The following is a 16,926-nucleotide window of genomic DNA, read 5'->3' on the forward strand; positions in this document are numbered from 1 at the left end:
ATCAAGACGCAACACTCATATCCCAAGTCCCACTACTACAAATTTACCTTACTTTACGCGCAGAACTATCACGGACTTTGCTGGTACTTTTACATCAAGCACATCTTTGTTCCATTTGAAATCATCAAAGGCTTCAATGCTCACCACATCATTATCGTCAAAGGAATTGTGACTGTTCAGCGCTGGGGCTGTCAGGTAACGTCCCGTAACTTCCTTGGCATCTGTACCGTGAAGGAAGACCTCTAGGTCAATGGCATTTTCAGGATCCACATTGGCAATACTGATGTTGACCGTTCCATCATCAGAAAGGGACGAAGACACGTTCAATGCATCCATCTCCGTATCTCCCGCTTTTACCTTATCTGAAGTCAAGTAGGAAGGCAATAAGGTCGCGTCCATGTGTGGCTTGTACAGGTCAAACACGTGATATGTTGGCGTTAGCAACATTTTTTCATCTTCAGTAAGGATCAATGCCTGAAGCACATTTACCGTTTGTGCCAGATTGGCCATATGAACGCGGTCGGCATGCTGGTTAAAGATGTTCAGGGTGATCGCAGCAACAAAAGCATCCCTCAGGGTATTTTGCTGGTATAAGAAGCCAGGATTGGTATTTGGCTCTACGTCATACCAAGTACCCCATTCGTCCACGATCAGCTTTACACGCTTGTTGGGGTCGTACTTGTCCATTCTGGTTTCATGGTTGGTCAGCAACTGATCCATAAAGGCAGCTTTCTGCAAAGTAGTCAAGTACTCTTCCTTGTCAAAGTCGGTAGAAGAACCTTTGTCGCGCCAGTTACCGGGAATCGTGTAATAGTGCAGGGACATCGCATCCATCATGTGAAGCGGTATCTTTTGCATCAACACTTCAGTCCAATTGTAATCGGTAGAATTGGCACCACCGGCAATTTTATAGAGTTTTGCTCCAGGATAATCTCGTGCAAAGGTGGCATATCTGCGGTACTCATTGGCGTAATATTCCGGTGTCATATTTCCTCCACAACCCCAGCTTTCATTTCCTACTCCCCAGTATTTGATCTGCCAAGGCTCCTCTCTACCGTTTTTCTTACGAAGATCGGCCATCGGGCTTACGCCGTCAAAATTGATATATTCTACCCACTTGGACATTTCTTCTACCGAGCCACTGCCTACATTTCCGGTAATGTACGGTTCGGTGTCCAGCATTTCCACGAATCCAAAAAACTCGTGTGTCCCAAAAGAATTGTCTTCGGTCACCCCACCCCAGTGGGTGTTGATCATCTTGGGGCGCTCGCTTCGTGGACCGATACCATCCGTCCAGTGATATTCATCCGCAAAACAGCCTCCTGGCCACCTCAGGTTAGGAATGTCCAAGGCTTTCAACGCTTCAAAAACATCTGTCCTGTAGCCATTGATATTTTCAATTTCTGAATCCGGACCTACCCAGATACCTCCGTAGATACAACGGCCTAGGTGCTCACTAAAATGTCCATAGATATGTCGGCTAATTTGGGTCTTTCCCTGATCTGCATTAATGACCAGCTTATTTTGGGCCATGGTAGTAAATCCAGACAGCATCGCTACTGCCATCATAAGGCCGCCAAGTAAGGTTTTCTTCATGATTTTAATTAGGTTTATTTGTTATTAAGTGTCTAAATTACATTTTTTATTTTAATTGGAAAAGCACAAAGCCCGTATTTGCAGATAAATTTACGCTATCCAACTCACTTACAGCCACTTCATCTATCTCAAAGCGTGATTTGTCCGCAGAATCTGTGATCAATAACCACCGGCCGGAAGCATCGGAAAACGGCAATGTCAGCTGAACGGACTTGCTTTGTTCCGACCCGTTGATACCTGCCACATACCATTTCCCTTCACCCTTTCTGGCCAATACCGCAAATTCTCCAGGATATCCATCGATAAACTTGGTGTTTTCCCAGGTTTTTGGCAATTGCTGAAGGTAATGGATAATTTCTTGCTGCTGTTTCGCGGTACCCTCAGGGGATTCGGCCAAATGCTGAATTCCTGATTCATACACCACGGTCAGGGCCAGCTCAAAAGCCTTACTGGTCCTTCGATCGATATTAGGGATCTCATCCAAAGACATCGGGGTAAAGTCCATCGGGTCAAACACATTCCGCGTAAACGGCAGCACTGCACAGTGCGCCGGCACCCGATCCGCAAACGCCTGCTCGAAGGTGATCATCTCAAACCCCTTCACTGACTCCATTGTCATCAAATGAGGGTAAGTCCGCTGCCAGCCTCTCGGTAAGGTGGTACCGTGAAAATTCACCATCAGCCCCACTTCAGCAGCATCTTTCAATATCGCATGGTAATACCCAATCATGGATTGGCCGTCACCGCCAAAAAAATCAATTTTCACACCGGCCACACCCATTGCTTTTATCCGCTTAAATTCACTCATCCTGTCCTCATCCTCCACCAGCATGTTTCGGGGGTGATAAGGGGTCGTGTTCCAGCTTCCGGCGGAGTTGTACCAAAGGTGTACTTTGACGCCCTTTTCAGCAGCATAGGTCACCAGTTCCGCTATCTTGTCATAGCCGATGGTCGTATCCCAATTCACATCAATCAGGCAATGCTCGTAATCCATCTTAGCAGCAAAGTCAATATGGGACTTCTGGATATCGTAGGTAATGGATTCGTCTTTTCCCAGCGCCCAGCTCCAAGCTGCTTGGCCAGGCACTACAAAATCAGTGGGCATATCAATTTGGGGTTTTGCCAAGTCAGTGCCCAAAGTCGATTCTACGACCGTGCCCAGGTCACCCACTGCAAGAATCCTCCAGGGCGATTTCCACGGCAAACGACCAGTCGGCTTAGCAGGGCCTCCGGGAAACGCTTCTTCATCACTTGGGAAGGCCACCGCATATTCTCCTCCCGGAGACTCCGCATCCAGCCTCGTGGCACAATAATCGTCGCCCAAGCCAGCTTCCGAAACCAGCACCCAGGTATCATTGCTCAGAAAAAGTGCCGGATAGACCCAGCCCGAAGGGATCGGAGAAGCTGTGCCTACGGAGACACCCATTTGGTACTCCTCTTCATAGGAAGGATTACTGCTTTCCCAACCGGTATTCACCTCGGCGATGGGCTGCATCCAGGCTTTGGCGGTTTCAGGAAAGTTAAAGGTCGTTTTTTCCGCCTCAATTGTATATACTTCATCGCCTTCCCCATCAAGCTGGTACTGAAAGGCCAAGCCATCATTGGATAATCTGAAAATGATGGTTAGCTTTTTACCTTCTGCATTGGAAAACTGGTATTGCTTTTCATTTCCCTGATAGGTGACTTCCTTTTTTTTGCCGTGCACAAGGGTGTATTGATCATTTACTGCCGCCACTGCCGTCACTGCCTCCAAGGTCATTCCTTCAAATAAATCTGCTTGGTCCATCACCAAACCAAGCTGGGACCATTCTAGGACTTCCTTTTCATTGCGATTAAGCTGGTAACGAACCTTTTCTTCTTCCACCTTCACATCAAGCATCAACTGGCCATCAGGTGAAGACAAGGTCATGTCTTCTTGGGACTGTGAACATGCCCAACAGCTAAGGATCAGGCATACAATTAAGGTTGTTTTCGTCATGAGTAATGAGTATTAAGTATTGAAGTTATAGTGGGTTTAATTTCAATTTTAAGGGATTTAACACCTTTAATTAAAATTTCTTTAACATTCTCGGTAAGTCGTCTCCAGCTTTTTACTTCATGATGCGTACATAATAAATCCGCTCAGTTGGTTGGCCGTTCTTTGCCCTAAACTCCAACACTAAGTGCTCCTCCTTCTGCAATGATGCTGGCAGCGGATAATCGATTTCCTGACTGGATCCCTCTTTGGTTTCTAACCTGACTTCTTGGAATACCTCACCATTGATCAAGATATCAAATGTGTTTCCATTCACCTTAGCAGGAAAAACCATTCTCAGCTTTTTGCCCTGACGATCATTATTTTTCAGTTCATAGCTAAACCAATCCGTTGTGCTTCTCCAGAAATATCCTTCTGTATTGCCCGAAAGGGTGTGCTCTCCTTTGAAGAAATGATCAGATTCAGGCTGCTGCTCACCAGTGGCCACTTGATCTACCGTCGCCCGCTCCAATGCCAACATTAGCTCATCTTTTTCACCAATAGCACTCCTCGTAGCGGTCACATTATCGGGGTTACTGATGGGCCAGTAAACCTGATACCGCACATCATGCACCTGATAAAATGGCCTAAGGGTATAGGCATTTTCATCAGCATCTACAGATGCCAATTCAAACTGCATGGGACTGGAAGAAGGTAACGCCAAATCCTCCGGACGAGTCCCCTCTGAGACCAAAACAGGCGTCTCTGCCAGTGGTATCATCTTCCCTGCTGCCACATGCCCCATTCTGCTGTCATCTGCAAAAAGGCCAGGCATATTGTCCGTCCCTTCCGTAGCTGCCAAGACAATCGGACCATACACAAATGCCCCCCAATCCGACCCGTCAGGCAGTTGCTCCCATTGCATATTCATGGGGAGTTTTACTTCCAGCCGATCACCATCTTTCCACTTCCTGTCGATGGTCACATAGGAAGAAGGCGCTGCCTCCACTTCTATGGGACGATCGTTTACCGATACCGCCAAAGCTCCTTTTTCAACCCATGATGGATAGCGCAACTTGACGGCCATTTTCTGTGACTTTTTCAGGTCAAAAGTAAACGTACTTCCCTGCTCTTCAGGAAAATCATTGTGCTGCTTCAGCACCATCCCCTTTTCATCCCAATGCAACTCCGACGGAATAAAAAGATTGATGTACAGCGCCTCGTCCGAATGGGCATAAATAAACTCCCCGTATTTCGCATGGTTTTCCAATCCAGATCCCACACAGCACCAAAAGCCCAACTGCGGCTGGGAATACACCCTGTAATGCTCGGGCCGCATCGGGGTAAAATACACGAAGCCCCCCTTCTCTGGATGCTGACTGGAAAGGATATGGTTATACAATCCCCTTTCGAAAAAATCCACATATTCCGCTTGTGGATTAGACATAAAGAGCTGCTCGCTCAGCCGGAGCATGTTGTAGGTATTGCAGGTTTCGGGGCCTTGGTTGGATGAAACCATCGGGCTGAAATCATCCACTGGGTGAAAGTGCTCCCGGACGCTGTTGCCGCCAATGGCTACTGAGCGGTTTTCGACCACAGTATGCCAGAAAAAATCAGCCGCATCCTGCCATTCGGTCAGGTTGGCCTCTTGGGCAATCCGCTGAAAACCGATTACTTTTGGGATTTGGGTGTTGGCATGCATGCCGGTAAGCTGGTCCTCCTGCCGCTCTAACGGATCAAGCACCAATTCATGGGACATCTTTTTCGCCAATTCCAAATATTTATCCTCCCCGGTAATGGCTGCCACATCCGCAAACACTTCATTCAGCCCCCCATGCTCACTGATGAGCATTTGCTGGAACTGCTCACCGGAAAAGCCTTTGGTCAATTCATAAAACCAGTCAGTCAGGTCTATAAGCATGGTCTTCGCTTGCTCGTTTTTACCTATCCAATAAGCATCCCTTAAACCTGCGTATATCTTGTGGATGTTGTAAAGTGGTACCCACTTTTGATTAAGGGAAAAACCGCCAGCATCAATTTTCCCCTGGCCAATTTCTTCCCACATGGCCATGCCACCGGGGATCCCACCTACGTAGCCATTTCCATTTTTTTCTTGGGCAATCGCCAGCTGCTCTACCATATAATCCATCCTTTGCTTCATTTCCTCATCACCGGTACTGGCATACATCATCGCCAAGGCAGAGAGGTAATGCCCACCGATGTGTCCGTCCAAGCCGGTGTTTTCCCAATTTGGATAGCGCTCCGCAGGCCAGTCCAATCCCGCCTCTAACATATATGGGGCCAGCAATCGATCCACATCCATAGCCTTCATATAGGTCATATCCACTTGCTGGGCATCAAAAAACGGGCTCGGAGACAAGGTCACTTGATCGAGTCCAAAAAGCTCTACCTGTGGCTGTTGGGCCATGGCCAGTTGGCTCCCCCCAAGTACCAAAAGACCGGAAATGATTTTTTTCATGTGTTTGTACATCGCTAATACCTTTATTTTTTCTTGCCCCAAATGGCAGTTCCTTCGTTATTTAATCCCGTGAAAAGCAAGGTTTCTTGGTGGTTTTCCCAATCATAACCGGTATGCACCCTTACCTTGTCTATAAATATACCATTTCCATAGTTCAATATAAGCCAAGGAGCCTCATAGGACCATATATTGTTTGGCTCCCCGTCAATGGTTCCGTCTGCATGGAGATGAATTTGGTAGGACGTTTGCAAATTGGGATCTGTCTGTTCAGCGGCAAAGCCAGGGACCACCTGGTATCCCAAAACAATTTGCTCCCATCCTCCAATAAGTGCATCGCGGTCTATTTCCTGTGCCTCTATCCCCGCAAAGCGCTGTGGGGAGGCCACAGGCCAGCCTTCATGCGTCCAGAAGAGTTCCCTGACATGCATGATCATATAAAACCTATCCACCACAGGCCTGCCCTGATGGGCAATAAAAAAACGTCCATCCTCTTCAAAGGCTGCATTGTGCGCCGTCCCTTGCCATCCGGCATGCCCCTCAAAGCGATAAGGGGCTACGATCATTGGTCCGTTATCTTCTTCACTGTTCATGTCATTTCCGTAGAAATCCAAAAATGGACCTTCAGGATTTTTGGATCTGCCCACCCGGACATTATACTTGCTTTCCAGCCAGTCATAGGATAAAAAAAGGTAATAATACCCTGTGGCTGCGTTAAAAATCACTTCAGGCCCTTCGATATTACCATTGATGATCCCATTGGTATAGCCTCTTTGGGCTATCCGCTTTCCTTTGTCATCTGGTGTTTTCGCCAACCCTGTGACCGGATCCAGTTCCAGCACATAAATACCATCGTATGCCGAGCCATAATACATCCAATGTCTGCCATCCTCATCCACGATAACGGATGGGTCGATGGCATTGGTCATGGGGATGTCCGTATCGGAAGTGACCGCAAGGCCTGCTTGCTGCCAAGGCCCCTCCGGCGTATCCGAGGTCAATAAACCAATGGCACTGAGTTTATGGATCCCTGATGACAGGGAGTAATATAACCTAAACTCGTCATCGGTCTCCAAAATATACGGTGCCCAGGTGTTTTCGAAAGGCTCCCCGCCATGGGCAGTAATGTAACCAGTCGCTTGTGGCGGCAATCCATCAAACGCCCATCCCACAAACTGCCATTGCACCAAGTCTTTTGACTTGCGAACTTGTACGCCTACCTTAAGCAGGGGATGACCGTAAGCGACATCGGTGCTATAGCTGTAAAACCACTCCCCCACTTTTACAATAGAAGGATCATGGACATTATAGGGTCCCCACTGGGCACTATTGCCAAAAGAGGAAATGGCACCATAGGTATCCATGATATCGGTCAGCTGGAAGGCCTCATCCTCCCCTTGCTCATCTAGATGACTCGGCTCTTCAGGATCCACGGAGCATGCTGCCACTATCCCCATAGCAAACACCATTAGCGGGCATACTGCTCGATATGGTATGGAAATGTTCATTTATTTGTCAATACTTACCTGTGGCCAGCCCTCCTCGTCCCAGGTAATCTCTATGACAAACAGTCTTGGCCTACCATTTTCATGTGCATCATAGCCATGAAAGATGAGATAATCCTGCCCCTCAAAAGTATAGGTGGAATTATGACCTACGCCATACCAGTTTTCATTGCCCTCGAGCACCAAGGTTCCTCCACCATTGTACATGCTATTGCCTTCTCGGTCAAGGTAAGGGCCATTAAGGTGCTTAGACCTCCCTACCATCATTTTGTAAGTACTTCGCTCTCCCCTGCAGCAAAGGTCAAACGACACGAAAAGGTAATAATAATCTTTTTTCTTAAAGATAAAGGGCGCTTCCACGGCGGCATCGCCGGGATCACGTTCGTCCAGTTCAAAGCTCCGCTTCCTTCTCACCAAAGTAAACCAGTCTTCCGGACCATTCTTTACTGACAGCATATCGTCTGACAGCTTTACCAACTTCAATCCACCCCAAAAAGAGCCGAAAGACATCCACGGAGTTCCCTCCTCGTCAGTAATGATATTCGGATCAATGGCATTCCACATATCCCTGCCGGGGACACTTTCTATGACGATACCGTGGTCGGTCCAACCAAAATCAGGGGAGGTAGAATCGAGTGTCTTAGTGGTGGCTACGCCAATGGCAGACGTGTTTTTAGCAAAAGCGGAGATGGAATAATAGAGGTAATACTGGCCGTTATGAAAAAATATATCCGGTGCCCAAATGTGGTTCCTAAACTCTGGAACAACCTCTTTTGCCCAAGTAGGTGCATCTGCAAAAACCGGTGCTTCCCGCTCCCAGTTTTCCATGTCTGGAGAAGACCAAACCGCAATTCCCCTACCCGTACAAAACAGGTAATAGGTGTCATTTTCCTTGATCATCACAGGATCATGCACCGAAATGGTCTGAGCCATTCCTGAAAAAATGCATGTCAATATCAGTAATAGGGTAATCTGTGTTTTTTTCATGGCTATTCTCATAAATGAGAAATTCAGCCACCCCTTCAGATGGCTGAATATTCTGCAGTTAAATAGGCGTTAATAGTGGTGACTTAATTGATGGACACGTTGTCCACTTGGGAATAAAGCAACTCTTCCACACCAAGTGTTTTTACACCTACCCTAACGAATAAGTCACTTCTGCCTCTTAAGTGATTGGGAACGGTCACGTCCACGGTAGCAGGCGTCCCCGGGGTCACCTGTCCGTCAAAGAACCTTCCTAGTCCTTCATTTCGTACGATGTCCGTGAGGGAGGTTCTCCCCATATACACGTCCGTAAATTCCAAGGTACTGGCAGCATTAATCTGATTCACCGTAAAGCTTGCCCTGACAATAGTATCATTGACGATCTCATAGCTAGGCTCATTGAGCGTGAAATAAGGATCCACTTCAACGTTGATCTCTTGGGAGCCATTCAATGCAATGTCCAAGGAATCCGTCTGATCCATCCACGGACCATTGCCGCGGATCAAAGTGAGCTTGTAATCACCGTCAAATAATTTGGCAGAAAAGGTTCCGTCCTGCGAAACATAAACGGGAATCTTTTGGAACAGGTCATAGCCATGCTGCCAAAGTTCCAGTTGGACCCCTTGGTTTCTTACCCCAAGCGGCTCCCCTTCATACACAATCCTACCGGTCAAGGTGGATTTTGGCTCTTCAAAATTATCGTACTCGCAGCTGGCCACCATAAAACCCAGCACCAGCAAAAGGCACGATTGAATGATATTTAGTTTCATAATTGGCATCTTTTAGTGGAATGGATTTCTTACAATTTTCGGATTAGCATCGATGATATTCTGCCCGATACGGGAATAGTAGTTCCCCAACCTGAAGAAGCGGGGAGCCCTAAAGCGTGGCACCACTTCTTTGACGAACACATACTTACCATCTCTAGGATCACCCGGCCTGATCACTCTGTAAGGATACAGGCTATAGGCCATACTTTCCGGATTATCCGTACTACCTGACCATTTCAGGTGAGCTACCCTCCAGCGCTTATAATCCCATACCACATGGTCTTCAAACGCCAGTTCCACTCTTCTTTCATGACGAATCTGCGCTAATGTCACGCTAGAAAGACTGTTGGCTCCGAAACCTGCTCTTTCTCTGAGGGTATTCACATAGCCAAGGGCTTCTCCTGATTCACCAAGCTCGAAAGCAGCTTCGGCGGCATTCAGGTAAATCTCTCCAAGGCGGAACCTCACCCACCATACTTCACTAAGGTTACCTCTGGTACTGGATCCTGGGGTATCGTCTACATACTTACGCAGGTAAAAACCTGTGTTGCTTACATCTTGCAAGCTTCTGTGCGGACCAGCTTCTGATTTTAATATGCCCCCATCGGTGTAAACCGAGCCAAGGTCGGGCTGCTGATCAGCAAATTCGATCATATCATAACCTGATCCATTCCATTCCATTACGCCAGCTTGCATAAATATCTCCTGTCCTCTAAATGGCGCTCCAGGATAGATAATCGTACCATATAGACGCGCATCCTTATTGGCAAAGATATCCTCCACATTGTCATAATAAATGTAATCTGAACCATCGGCAGTGCGGGTTCTCAATTCCCCTGAGCTACCATCTAAGTACTCATAATCTTCCACCAAATTCAAAATCGGCGTCAAGGCAGAAGAAGCCAGATTATCTTCACGGGCAGATCGAGCCACATTATCATAGGTAAACCAATGGCGCTTATCGGCCGAGGCCAAGTAATCTTGTACCCAAATCACTTCGGTGTTGCTGGACTTGGAAACGATCGCCTCGTAGAAGTTCTCTCCCAAGTCCGGATTGTTGTTATATAACGCATATCCACCTTCCTGAAGAATGGTTCGAGAAGCTTCCAACGATTTGGTAAAATACCCATCCGCTGCGGAAGCAGGGATGCCCACTTCTCCACCAGGCAAAGAAATCGGTGATGGCATCAGGTTATTGTACTTGGCAATGGAACCGGCATAAAGCGCAGCCCTACTGACCACTGCCAATGCAACAAAACGATTGGCCCTGCTGATGCTTTCTCCGTTGCCCAGTGTAGGCATGATTGCCTCCATTTCACTGATTACAAAGTCATAAACCTCTTGCTCCGTATTTCGTGGATACTGCAGGTACGTAGGATCGCCACTGAAGTCATAAATTAATTCTTCCGTGATGATCGGGACCCCTCCCATTCGCTTCACATGCTCAAAATACACGAAGGCTCTGATAAACCGCAACTCACTGATAAACTGCGTTCGCTGATCCTCTGGCAAGGAGGAAAACGTATTTAATTTATCGATCGATAAGTTAATGTCCCGGATCAAATTATAATCCCAAAGCCCCCATCTTCCATAATCATAAGTGAGGAGATTATTCAGGTAATCATTTCCTGTATATCCTGACCAAGTGGCTTCATCATAGGCGGCAAAGTCCACCCATCCTGCTTGGAGGGAGGTGTGCGCCGGTAGACGGTCATAGAAATTGGACAATACGCCAGTAATGGATCCAGCGTCATTCCATACTTGGTCATCAAGTAATATATTCGGTGGCTCACGGTCTAGCCAATCAGACTCACAAGAGCTCATCAACAGCCCTGCAACTACCGCAAGCGTTATCGTTAATTTTGATAATTTCATCATTTTGGGGTTTAAAAGGTTAGGCTAAATCCAAAATTGAACAGTCGCTGCTGTGGATACACCAAGCCATTAGCAGAACCAATTTCCGGGTCGATACCAAAGCTCTTCACATTGTCAAAAGAGACCAAGTTGGTACCGTTGGCATACAGCCTTAGTGAACCGATGCCATATTTTTCCAAGAAGGCTTTTGGCACTCGATAGCCCAGCTCAAGGTTTCTCAATCTTAGGTAGCGCACATTGGTCAGCCAGAAATTACTGTGTCTGTAAAGGTGATCGGCTCCCGCCCTTCTGATGGCTGGGTAAGTACCTGGTACCCATTCACTGTCTGCGTTAAATAAGTCCTCGCGGTGCCACCTGTCTTCAAACATAAAATCAGGCGAGTTTCCATTGTTCTGGAAGGGATATCGAAGTTCCCAATTTCTGGTAAAGGTCTGCATAGATGCCCCCGCAAAACTGAAGTACAGTTCAAATCCCTTATAACTAGCTGATCCATTTAAGCCAAAACTCATATAGGGATTGGCCCCTTCTGCATATCCAATAGGGCGTTCATCGAGGTTGTTGATTAAACCGTCCCCATTGACATCTTCGTAGATAAAATCTCCCGGTAGCACATTTCGGTTACCGTTTCCATCGATATCCACTGGATAGTTCTCGATTTGCTCCTCACTTTCAAATCTACCAACCACGTTATAGCCCCAGTTGATATTGGACCACCTACCGTCTTCCATCGAACGGTATTGATTCCAGGAATTACCAAAGCGAGGCTTATACCGTTCCAGTACTTCTTGCCTTGAAACTGTAGCATTGGCACTGATGGAAAAGTCCACTTCCCCTGTCTTGCCTGTATAGGTCACCATACCTTCCACGCCTCTATGGACATCAGACTCGAGGTTTTCGGACGATAGGCCATAGCCTACCTCTAGCGGAAGCAAAACGTCATACCTTCCTGCAGGAATCCCTGTTCTCTTGCGCTGAAACACATCGGCTTGAACAAACAACTTACTGTTGAACAGATAAGTATCTATACCGATATTCACATTTGTATTGGTAATCCAGGATAAGTTGGTCACCGGCAGTCCCCTAGGATCTACACCTGGCACAAAACCACCGTCCAATACAGCACTTCCTCCTGCGCTAGGGATGAAGTCGTAGCCAGCATAGTAGCTAAATGGCGCCACGATGAATTCATTGCTTCCGATCCATCTATCGTTACCGGTTTGGCCCCAGGAAGCCCTGATTTTCATGTCCGAAAGTACATTGCCCTTGATATTATCCATAAAGGACTCGTCCGTGATTTTCCAACCCGCTGAAATCCCAGGAAAGAATCCATATCGATCTTCTTTTGGGAAAAGGAAGGAGCCATCATATCTGGCAATAAATTCAAGTAGGTATTTTTCTTTATAGTCATAGTTGATTTTACCCAAATAACCGTCCCTTGCTTCCTGATAGATTTCATCAATCAGCAAATCCTGATCGGCAAATGACATCAACGGGATATAATTATTCGGTGGTACGGTATGCACGACCATGTAGTGGGATTGTTGATCCCATCGCTCGTATCCTAAGATGGCAGACAGGTTATGTACCCCGAAATTCTTGGCATAATTGAGTTGAAACTGCCCCACACGGTCTACTGTATTTCTTTTTCTTCTTTCTCTCCATGGGTTTTGGTTACCCATATTATCGTTGGTGAAGTACGTATCCGTTGCTTCATCATAGCCATAGCCATCATAAGTATACTCAAACCCATTAAAATCAAGATTGGTATAATTGTAGGAATATGTACCTTTCATGGACAGGCCAAAATCGAAGTCGTATTGCGCAAAGAAATTCCCCTTAATCGCACGCTGCACTTCTTCGATATATCCTGTGATCTCCTTGGTATATGTAGCAGGATTGACGTTGATATTGTGTACCTCTCCATTGACATAATTGGGATTGTCATTGGCATAAGGTCGCTCTGTAGGCCACATGGTAAAGATACTCAGGAATGGGTTAAAGTAATCGTCCAAACCTGGTACCCCTACTTGTTCCCTGTTTTCGATACGGCCACTAAGCTGCATACCTACTTTAAAGCCATCTGCCAAGGTAACATCGACATTTGACTGGAAATTGGTCCTTTCGAAAAGGTAATCTTCAATGGTAGCATCTTGTTTAAGGTGCCCCAAAGAGATATAATACTTAGTGTTTTCAGATCCTCCCACGGCACTACCATTAATGGAATATTGCGGCACATTAGGTTTAATCACGAAATCGTAATAATCTGTGCTTACATAGCCCTTTTCGGTACCTTGCTGCCACTTGGCCAATTCTTCCGGGGATATTCCCGGAGCCCTACCAGCATTAACATTGGACTCTGCATTCGCCCTCACATATTGATAGGCATTGGCCGGTTGAGGGTAGCGGGTAAAGTTCTGCAAACCATAATAACCGTTCAGACTGATCTCTGCGGGCTGATTGGCCTTACCTTTTTTGGTAGTAACTAATACCACACCGTTTGCTGCACGCATACCGTAAATCGCAGCGGATGCATCCTTCAGCACCGAGATGCTCTCAATGTCATTCTGACCAAGGTTGTTAAACTGGGCTGCATCAGAAGGGATTCCATCGATTACATACAGCGGTGTACCCATGTTTCTAATTTGAATGGATGCACTGGATCCTGGCCTGGCATCTGTTTGTCTGGCTGTCACCCCTTGGATTTTACCCACAAGGGCTTCGGAAGTAGTCACGGAAGGAGTTCTGATCAAGTCTTTTGAATCGACTTCCCCTACGGCTCCGGTAATGGTTCCCTTTTTTTGGACACCATAACCTACGACCACTACTTCTCCTAGGTCACTGAGGTTCTCTCCCAAAGTAACGTCAATGGTCGTTTGATTTCCCACAGTGACCTCCTGTGATTCGTAGCCCAAGTACGAAAACACCAAAATGCTTTCTGATGATGGCACATCCAAGGTGTACTTACCATCCAAATCGGTTGCTACACCGATAGAGGTTCCCTTTACCAGCACAGAAACTCCGGGAATGGGCATTCCTTCTGCATCCAACACTGTACCGGATACAGTTTGTTCTGCAGTTTTACTTTTAAGAAGATTGGATGTTGATAAGTTTGGATGAGGGAGCGGCGCTGCTCCAAGTTGGGGGACTTGCTGTATCAGAAAGGTTCCCAGCAAAGTCGCCACAACTAAATGCTTGTGTAAAGCTTTACATTTCATATTAATGGGGTTTATTGAAAATTAGAAACTCATTAAATATTATTAACCCGCTAACAACGAGTACCTTGGGTGTTACTAATCCCTTCTCACCCGACTACCTAACATTAATAAGTGTAATAAAGCCACTTATTAATGTTTTCGAATATTAGAGAATATTCTACTCTTTCGCAATAATTAAATGTGTTTTTAACACTAATAGTTTACAAAAACAGCTGATGGTAAATTGTGTAAAAATAGTTATCAGAAAGAAACTTTAACATTTCGGAATTTTAAAGTGTTATTTTAACAATTATTAACAAAAAAAATAAGGCACCTTTACAAATAATGTAAAAAACAAAATGAGCGAAATTTTACTTCTGTTGCATTACCAATCTGATAAAGAAATAAGGACTGAACTCATTTAAATTATTAAAAAATATACATGACCTAATGGTCTGCCGGTAGGGCGCAACAAGCTTATTTCATTGTAGTCACATAAAAAAAAGGCGGGAATTTCCCGCCTTCTTCAAATCGATATCTACACTGATTTATGAATCATTCTTCGCCATAGATAGCTGCAGGCCATTTATCATTGCCAATGTTCACATCAGGCAATACCTTATCAGGATCGATTTCGATGCTTTTTACTTCCTTGTCGGTCTTGTAAAGGTGGTTCCATTGGTTTCCCCTTTGCCAGATTTCAACAGGCAGTTTAAACCGCTCGGAAGTGCCATCTTCAAAAGTAACTTCGACCAATACCGGCATTGGCACACCCCCTCTATTGGACAGCGCCAATACATAATTGCCACCATATGGATAAACGCCATCTAAGGACAGGTCGATATTATCTGTACCATAGAACCAGTTCTGCCAGAACCAATTCAGGTTTTCACCGGCCACATTCTCGATATGGTTAAAGAAATCCGTGGGCTGAGGATGCTTGAAGGCCCAAGTCTCAATATAAGAGGTAAAGGCATTGTCAAATCGCTCATGGCCGAGAATATACTCCCTCAACATGATCAAGCCCATTCCCGGCTTCATGTAAGCAGTCATTCCCAGGTTACTGGTATTGACCACATCGGGATACGTGTCGATTCCCTCGCGGGTTTCTCTATTGAACCAAGACACGTACTTTCTGGTATGGTCCAGATCAGCTGGATATTCACCATTATTAAATTCCTTGGTACTGTAATGATTGATAAAGGTATTGAACCCTTCATCCATCCAAGGATAAAGCCGTTCGTTACTACCTACGATCATCGGGAACCAGTTATGGCCAAATTCATGATCGGTCACGCCCCAAAGCGACTCGCCTTTGCTTTCATATCCGCAGAAGTTAAGTCCGGGATATTCCATCCCTCCAATATCAGCCGCCACGTTGGTCGCCGTAGGATAAGGAAATTCAAACCATCTTTCAGAGTAATGCTCAATAGAAGCCTTGCTGTATTCGGTAGATCGAGACCAAGCTTCTTGCCCATCACTTTCCTTGGGATATACAGATTGTGCCAGTATCGTTTTGCCACTAGGCAAGTCAATTTTAGCGGCATCCCAAATAAACGCCTGGGAGGAAGCAAAAGCAATGTCCCGTGAATTTTCGATTTTGAACTTCCATGTCAAGGTTCCATCTTGTTTTAACCTTGTGGCAGGATCAGCCACTTCATCCGGCGTAAGAATATACACGGTGCTATCGCTTTCCATGGCCTTTTCCATCCGGTCTTGCATGGTACTGGACATCACATCACCTGGATTTAACAACTCACCTGAACCCACTACAATATGGTCTGAAGGTGCTGTCACGGAATATTCAAAATCACCATATTCCAAGTAAAACTCACCTGCGCCCAAATACGGCTCCGTATTCCAGCCTTTTACATCATCAAAAACCGCAGTGCGAGGATACCACTGCGCCAAGGCATAGATCGTACCTTCTTCTACATCAAGACGGCCCATTCTGTCCATTCCTTTTTCTGGGATCTTGTAAGAAAAATCCATGGAGATGGTCGCTTCACCACCTTTTGCAGGGATAGGTTCGTCAAAGAACACTTGCATCCTGGTATCATTCACCAAGTACTTGTCAGAAGCATCACCTCTTTTACCCACTTTGCCCGAAACATTGGATAACTGGTATCCGCCATCCACATCACCATTGTACCGGTTGCCTTGGATAGGAGTGGTAAGGGTCCCCCTGGAATCTTCGGTAAACCTATTTTGCTCCAAGTAAAGCCATACAAAATCCAATGCCTCCGGGCTGTTGTTGGTGTAATGAATGGTCACACTTCCGGTGATGGTGTGTTCTTCGTCGTCCAGGGTCACATCGATATTGTAATCGGCTCGGTTTTGCCAATACATCGGCCCAGGCTTTCCAGAAGCTGAACGGTACATGTTTCCTTTACGGTAAATAAAGTCGCCAAATTCACTTTGGTTGTTCTCTTCTACTTGCTGTGCCACCGTAACCTGCACTATAAACAAGCTTAAAAACAAGATTGAGAGTTTCTCTAAAGTATATTTCATATCTTGAGTTGATTATAATATTTCGCCAAATTTACATAAAGATTGACGAACAGAAAATGTA

Annotated in this window: 9 protein-coding genes; all 9 read right to left on the minus strand. The window is 46.0% G+C overall.

The window, feature by feature from the left end:
• Positions 1–48 precede the first annotated feature (48 nt).
• Entirely contained in the window at positions 49–1,596 is a 1,548-nt protein-coding gene (locus FDP09_RS02130; protein ID WP_137401079.1) for an alpha-N-arabinofuranosidase, read from the minus strand.
• A 46-nt stretch (positions 1,597–1,642) separates the two neighbouring features.
• The gene (locus FDP09_RS02135; RefSeq protein ID WP_137401080.1) at positions 1,643–3,574 is read right to left on the minus strand and encodes a glycoside hydrolase family 97 protein; all 1,932 of its coding nucleotides are present in this window, start codon (positions 3,572–3,574) and stop codon (positions 1,643–1,645) included.
• Between the two features lie 112 nt (positions 3,575–3,686).
• Positions 3,687–6,029 carry a glycoside hydrolase family 127 protein gene (locus FDP09_RS02140; RefSeq protein ID WP_229683297.1) on the minus strand — a complete coding sequence of 781 codons (2,343 nt, stop codon included), beginning with the start codon at positions 6,027–6,029 and terminating at the stop codon, positions 3,687–3,689.
• Positions 6,030–6,052: 23 nt separating this feature from the next.
• Complete coding sequence (locus FDP09_RS02145; RefSeq protein WP_137401082.1) at positions 6,053–7,534, minus strand: arabinan endo-1,5-alpha-L-arabinosidase; 1,482 nt, start codon at positions 7,532–7,534, stop codon at positions 6,053–6,055.
• Positions 7,535–8,518: an arabinan endo-1,5-alpha-L-arabinosidase gene (locus tag FDP09_RS02150; protein WP_137401083.1), complete on the minus strand. Its 984-nt coding sequence runs from the start codon at positions 8,516–8,518 to the stop codon at positions 7,535–7,537. It lies immediately after the preceding gene.
• An 83-nt stretch (positions 8,519–8,601) separates the two neighbouring features.
• Positions 8,602–9,285, minus strand: coding sequence for a DUF3823 domain-containing protein (locus FDP09_RS02155; protein WP_137401084.1), 684 nt, complete (start codon positions 9,283–9,285; stop codon positions 8,602–8,604).
• Positions 9,286–9,297: 12 nt separating this feature from the next.
• Positions 9,298–11,160: a RagB/SusD family nutrient uptake outer membrane protein gene (locus FDP09_RS02160; RefSeq protein ID WP_137404916.1), complete on the minus strand. Its 1,863-nt coding sequence runs from the start codon at positions 11,158–11,160 to the stop codon at positions 9,298–9,300.
• Positions 11,161–11,171: 11 nt separating this feature from the next.
• Positions 11,172–14,375 (minus strand): SusC/RagA family TonB-linked outer membrane protein, encoded by a 3,204-nt coding sequence (locus tag FDP09_RS02165; RefSeq protein WP_137401085.1) that lies wholly within the window; start codon positions 14,373–14,375, stop codon positions 11,172–11,174.
• Between the two features lie 534 nt (positions 14,376–14,909).
• On the minus strand, positions 14,910–16,865 hold the full coding sequence (locus tag FDP09_RS02170; protein WP_137401086.1) for a M1 family metallopeptidase: 1,956 nt from the start codon (positions 16,863–16,865) through the stop codon (positions 14,910–14,912).
• Positions 16,866–16,926: the final 61 nt, after the last annotated feature.

Origin of the sequence: Echinicola rosea (assembly GCF_005281475.1) — a bacterium.
Classification (GTDB): Bacteria; Bacteroidota; Bacteroidia; order Cytophagales; family Cyclobacteriaceae; genus Echinicola; species Echinicola rosea.

What these genes read in the sequence shown, in the direction of transcription:
- FDP09_RS02130 (WP_137401079.1), bottom strand. Translation starts at nt 1,596, where the DNA reads ATGAAGAAAACCTTACTTGGCGGCCTTATGATGGCAGTAGCGATGCTG.
- FDP09_RS02135 (WP_137401080.1), bottom strand. Translation starts at nt 3,574, where the DNA reads ATGACGAAAACAACCTTAATTGTATGCCTGATCCTTAGCTGTTGGGCA.
- FDP09_RS02140 (WP_229683297.1), bottom strand. Translation starts at nt 6,029, where the DNA reads ATGAAAAAAATCATTTCCGGTCTTTTGGTACTTGGGGGGAGCCAACTG.
- FDP09_RS02145 (WP_137401082.1), bottom strand. Translation starts at nt 7,534, where the DNA reads ATGAACATTTCCATACCATATCGAGCAGTATGCCCGCTAATGGTGTTT.
- FDP09_RS02150 (WP_137401083.1), bottom strand. Translation starts at nt 8,518, where the DNA reads ATGAAAAAAACACAGATTACCCTATTACTGATATTGACATGCATTTTT.
- FDP09_RS02155 (WP_137401084.1), bottom strand. Translation starts at nt 9,285, where the DNA reads ATGAAACTAAATATCATTCAATCGTGCCTTTTGCTGGTGCTGGGTTTT.
- FDP09_RS02160 (WP_137404916.1), bottom strand. Translation starts at nt 11,160, where the DNA reads ATGAAATTATCAAAATTAACGATAACGCTTGCGGTAGTTGCAGGGCTG.
- FDP09_RS02165 (WP_137401085.1), bottom strand. Translation starts at nt 14,375, where the DNA reads ATGAAATGTAAAGCTTTACACAAGCATTTAGTTGTGGCGACTTTGCTG.
- FDP09_RS02170 (WP_137401086.1), bottom strand. Translation starts at nt 16,865, where the DNA reads ATGAAATATACTTTAGAGAAACTCTCAATCTTGTTTTTAAGCTTGTTT.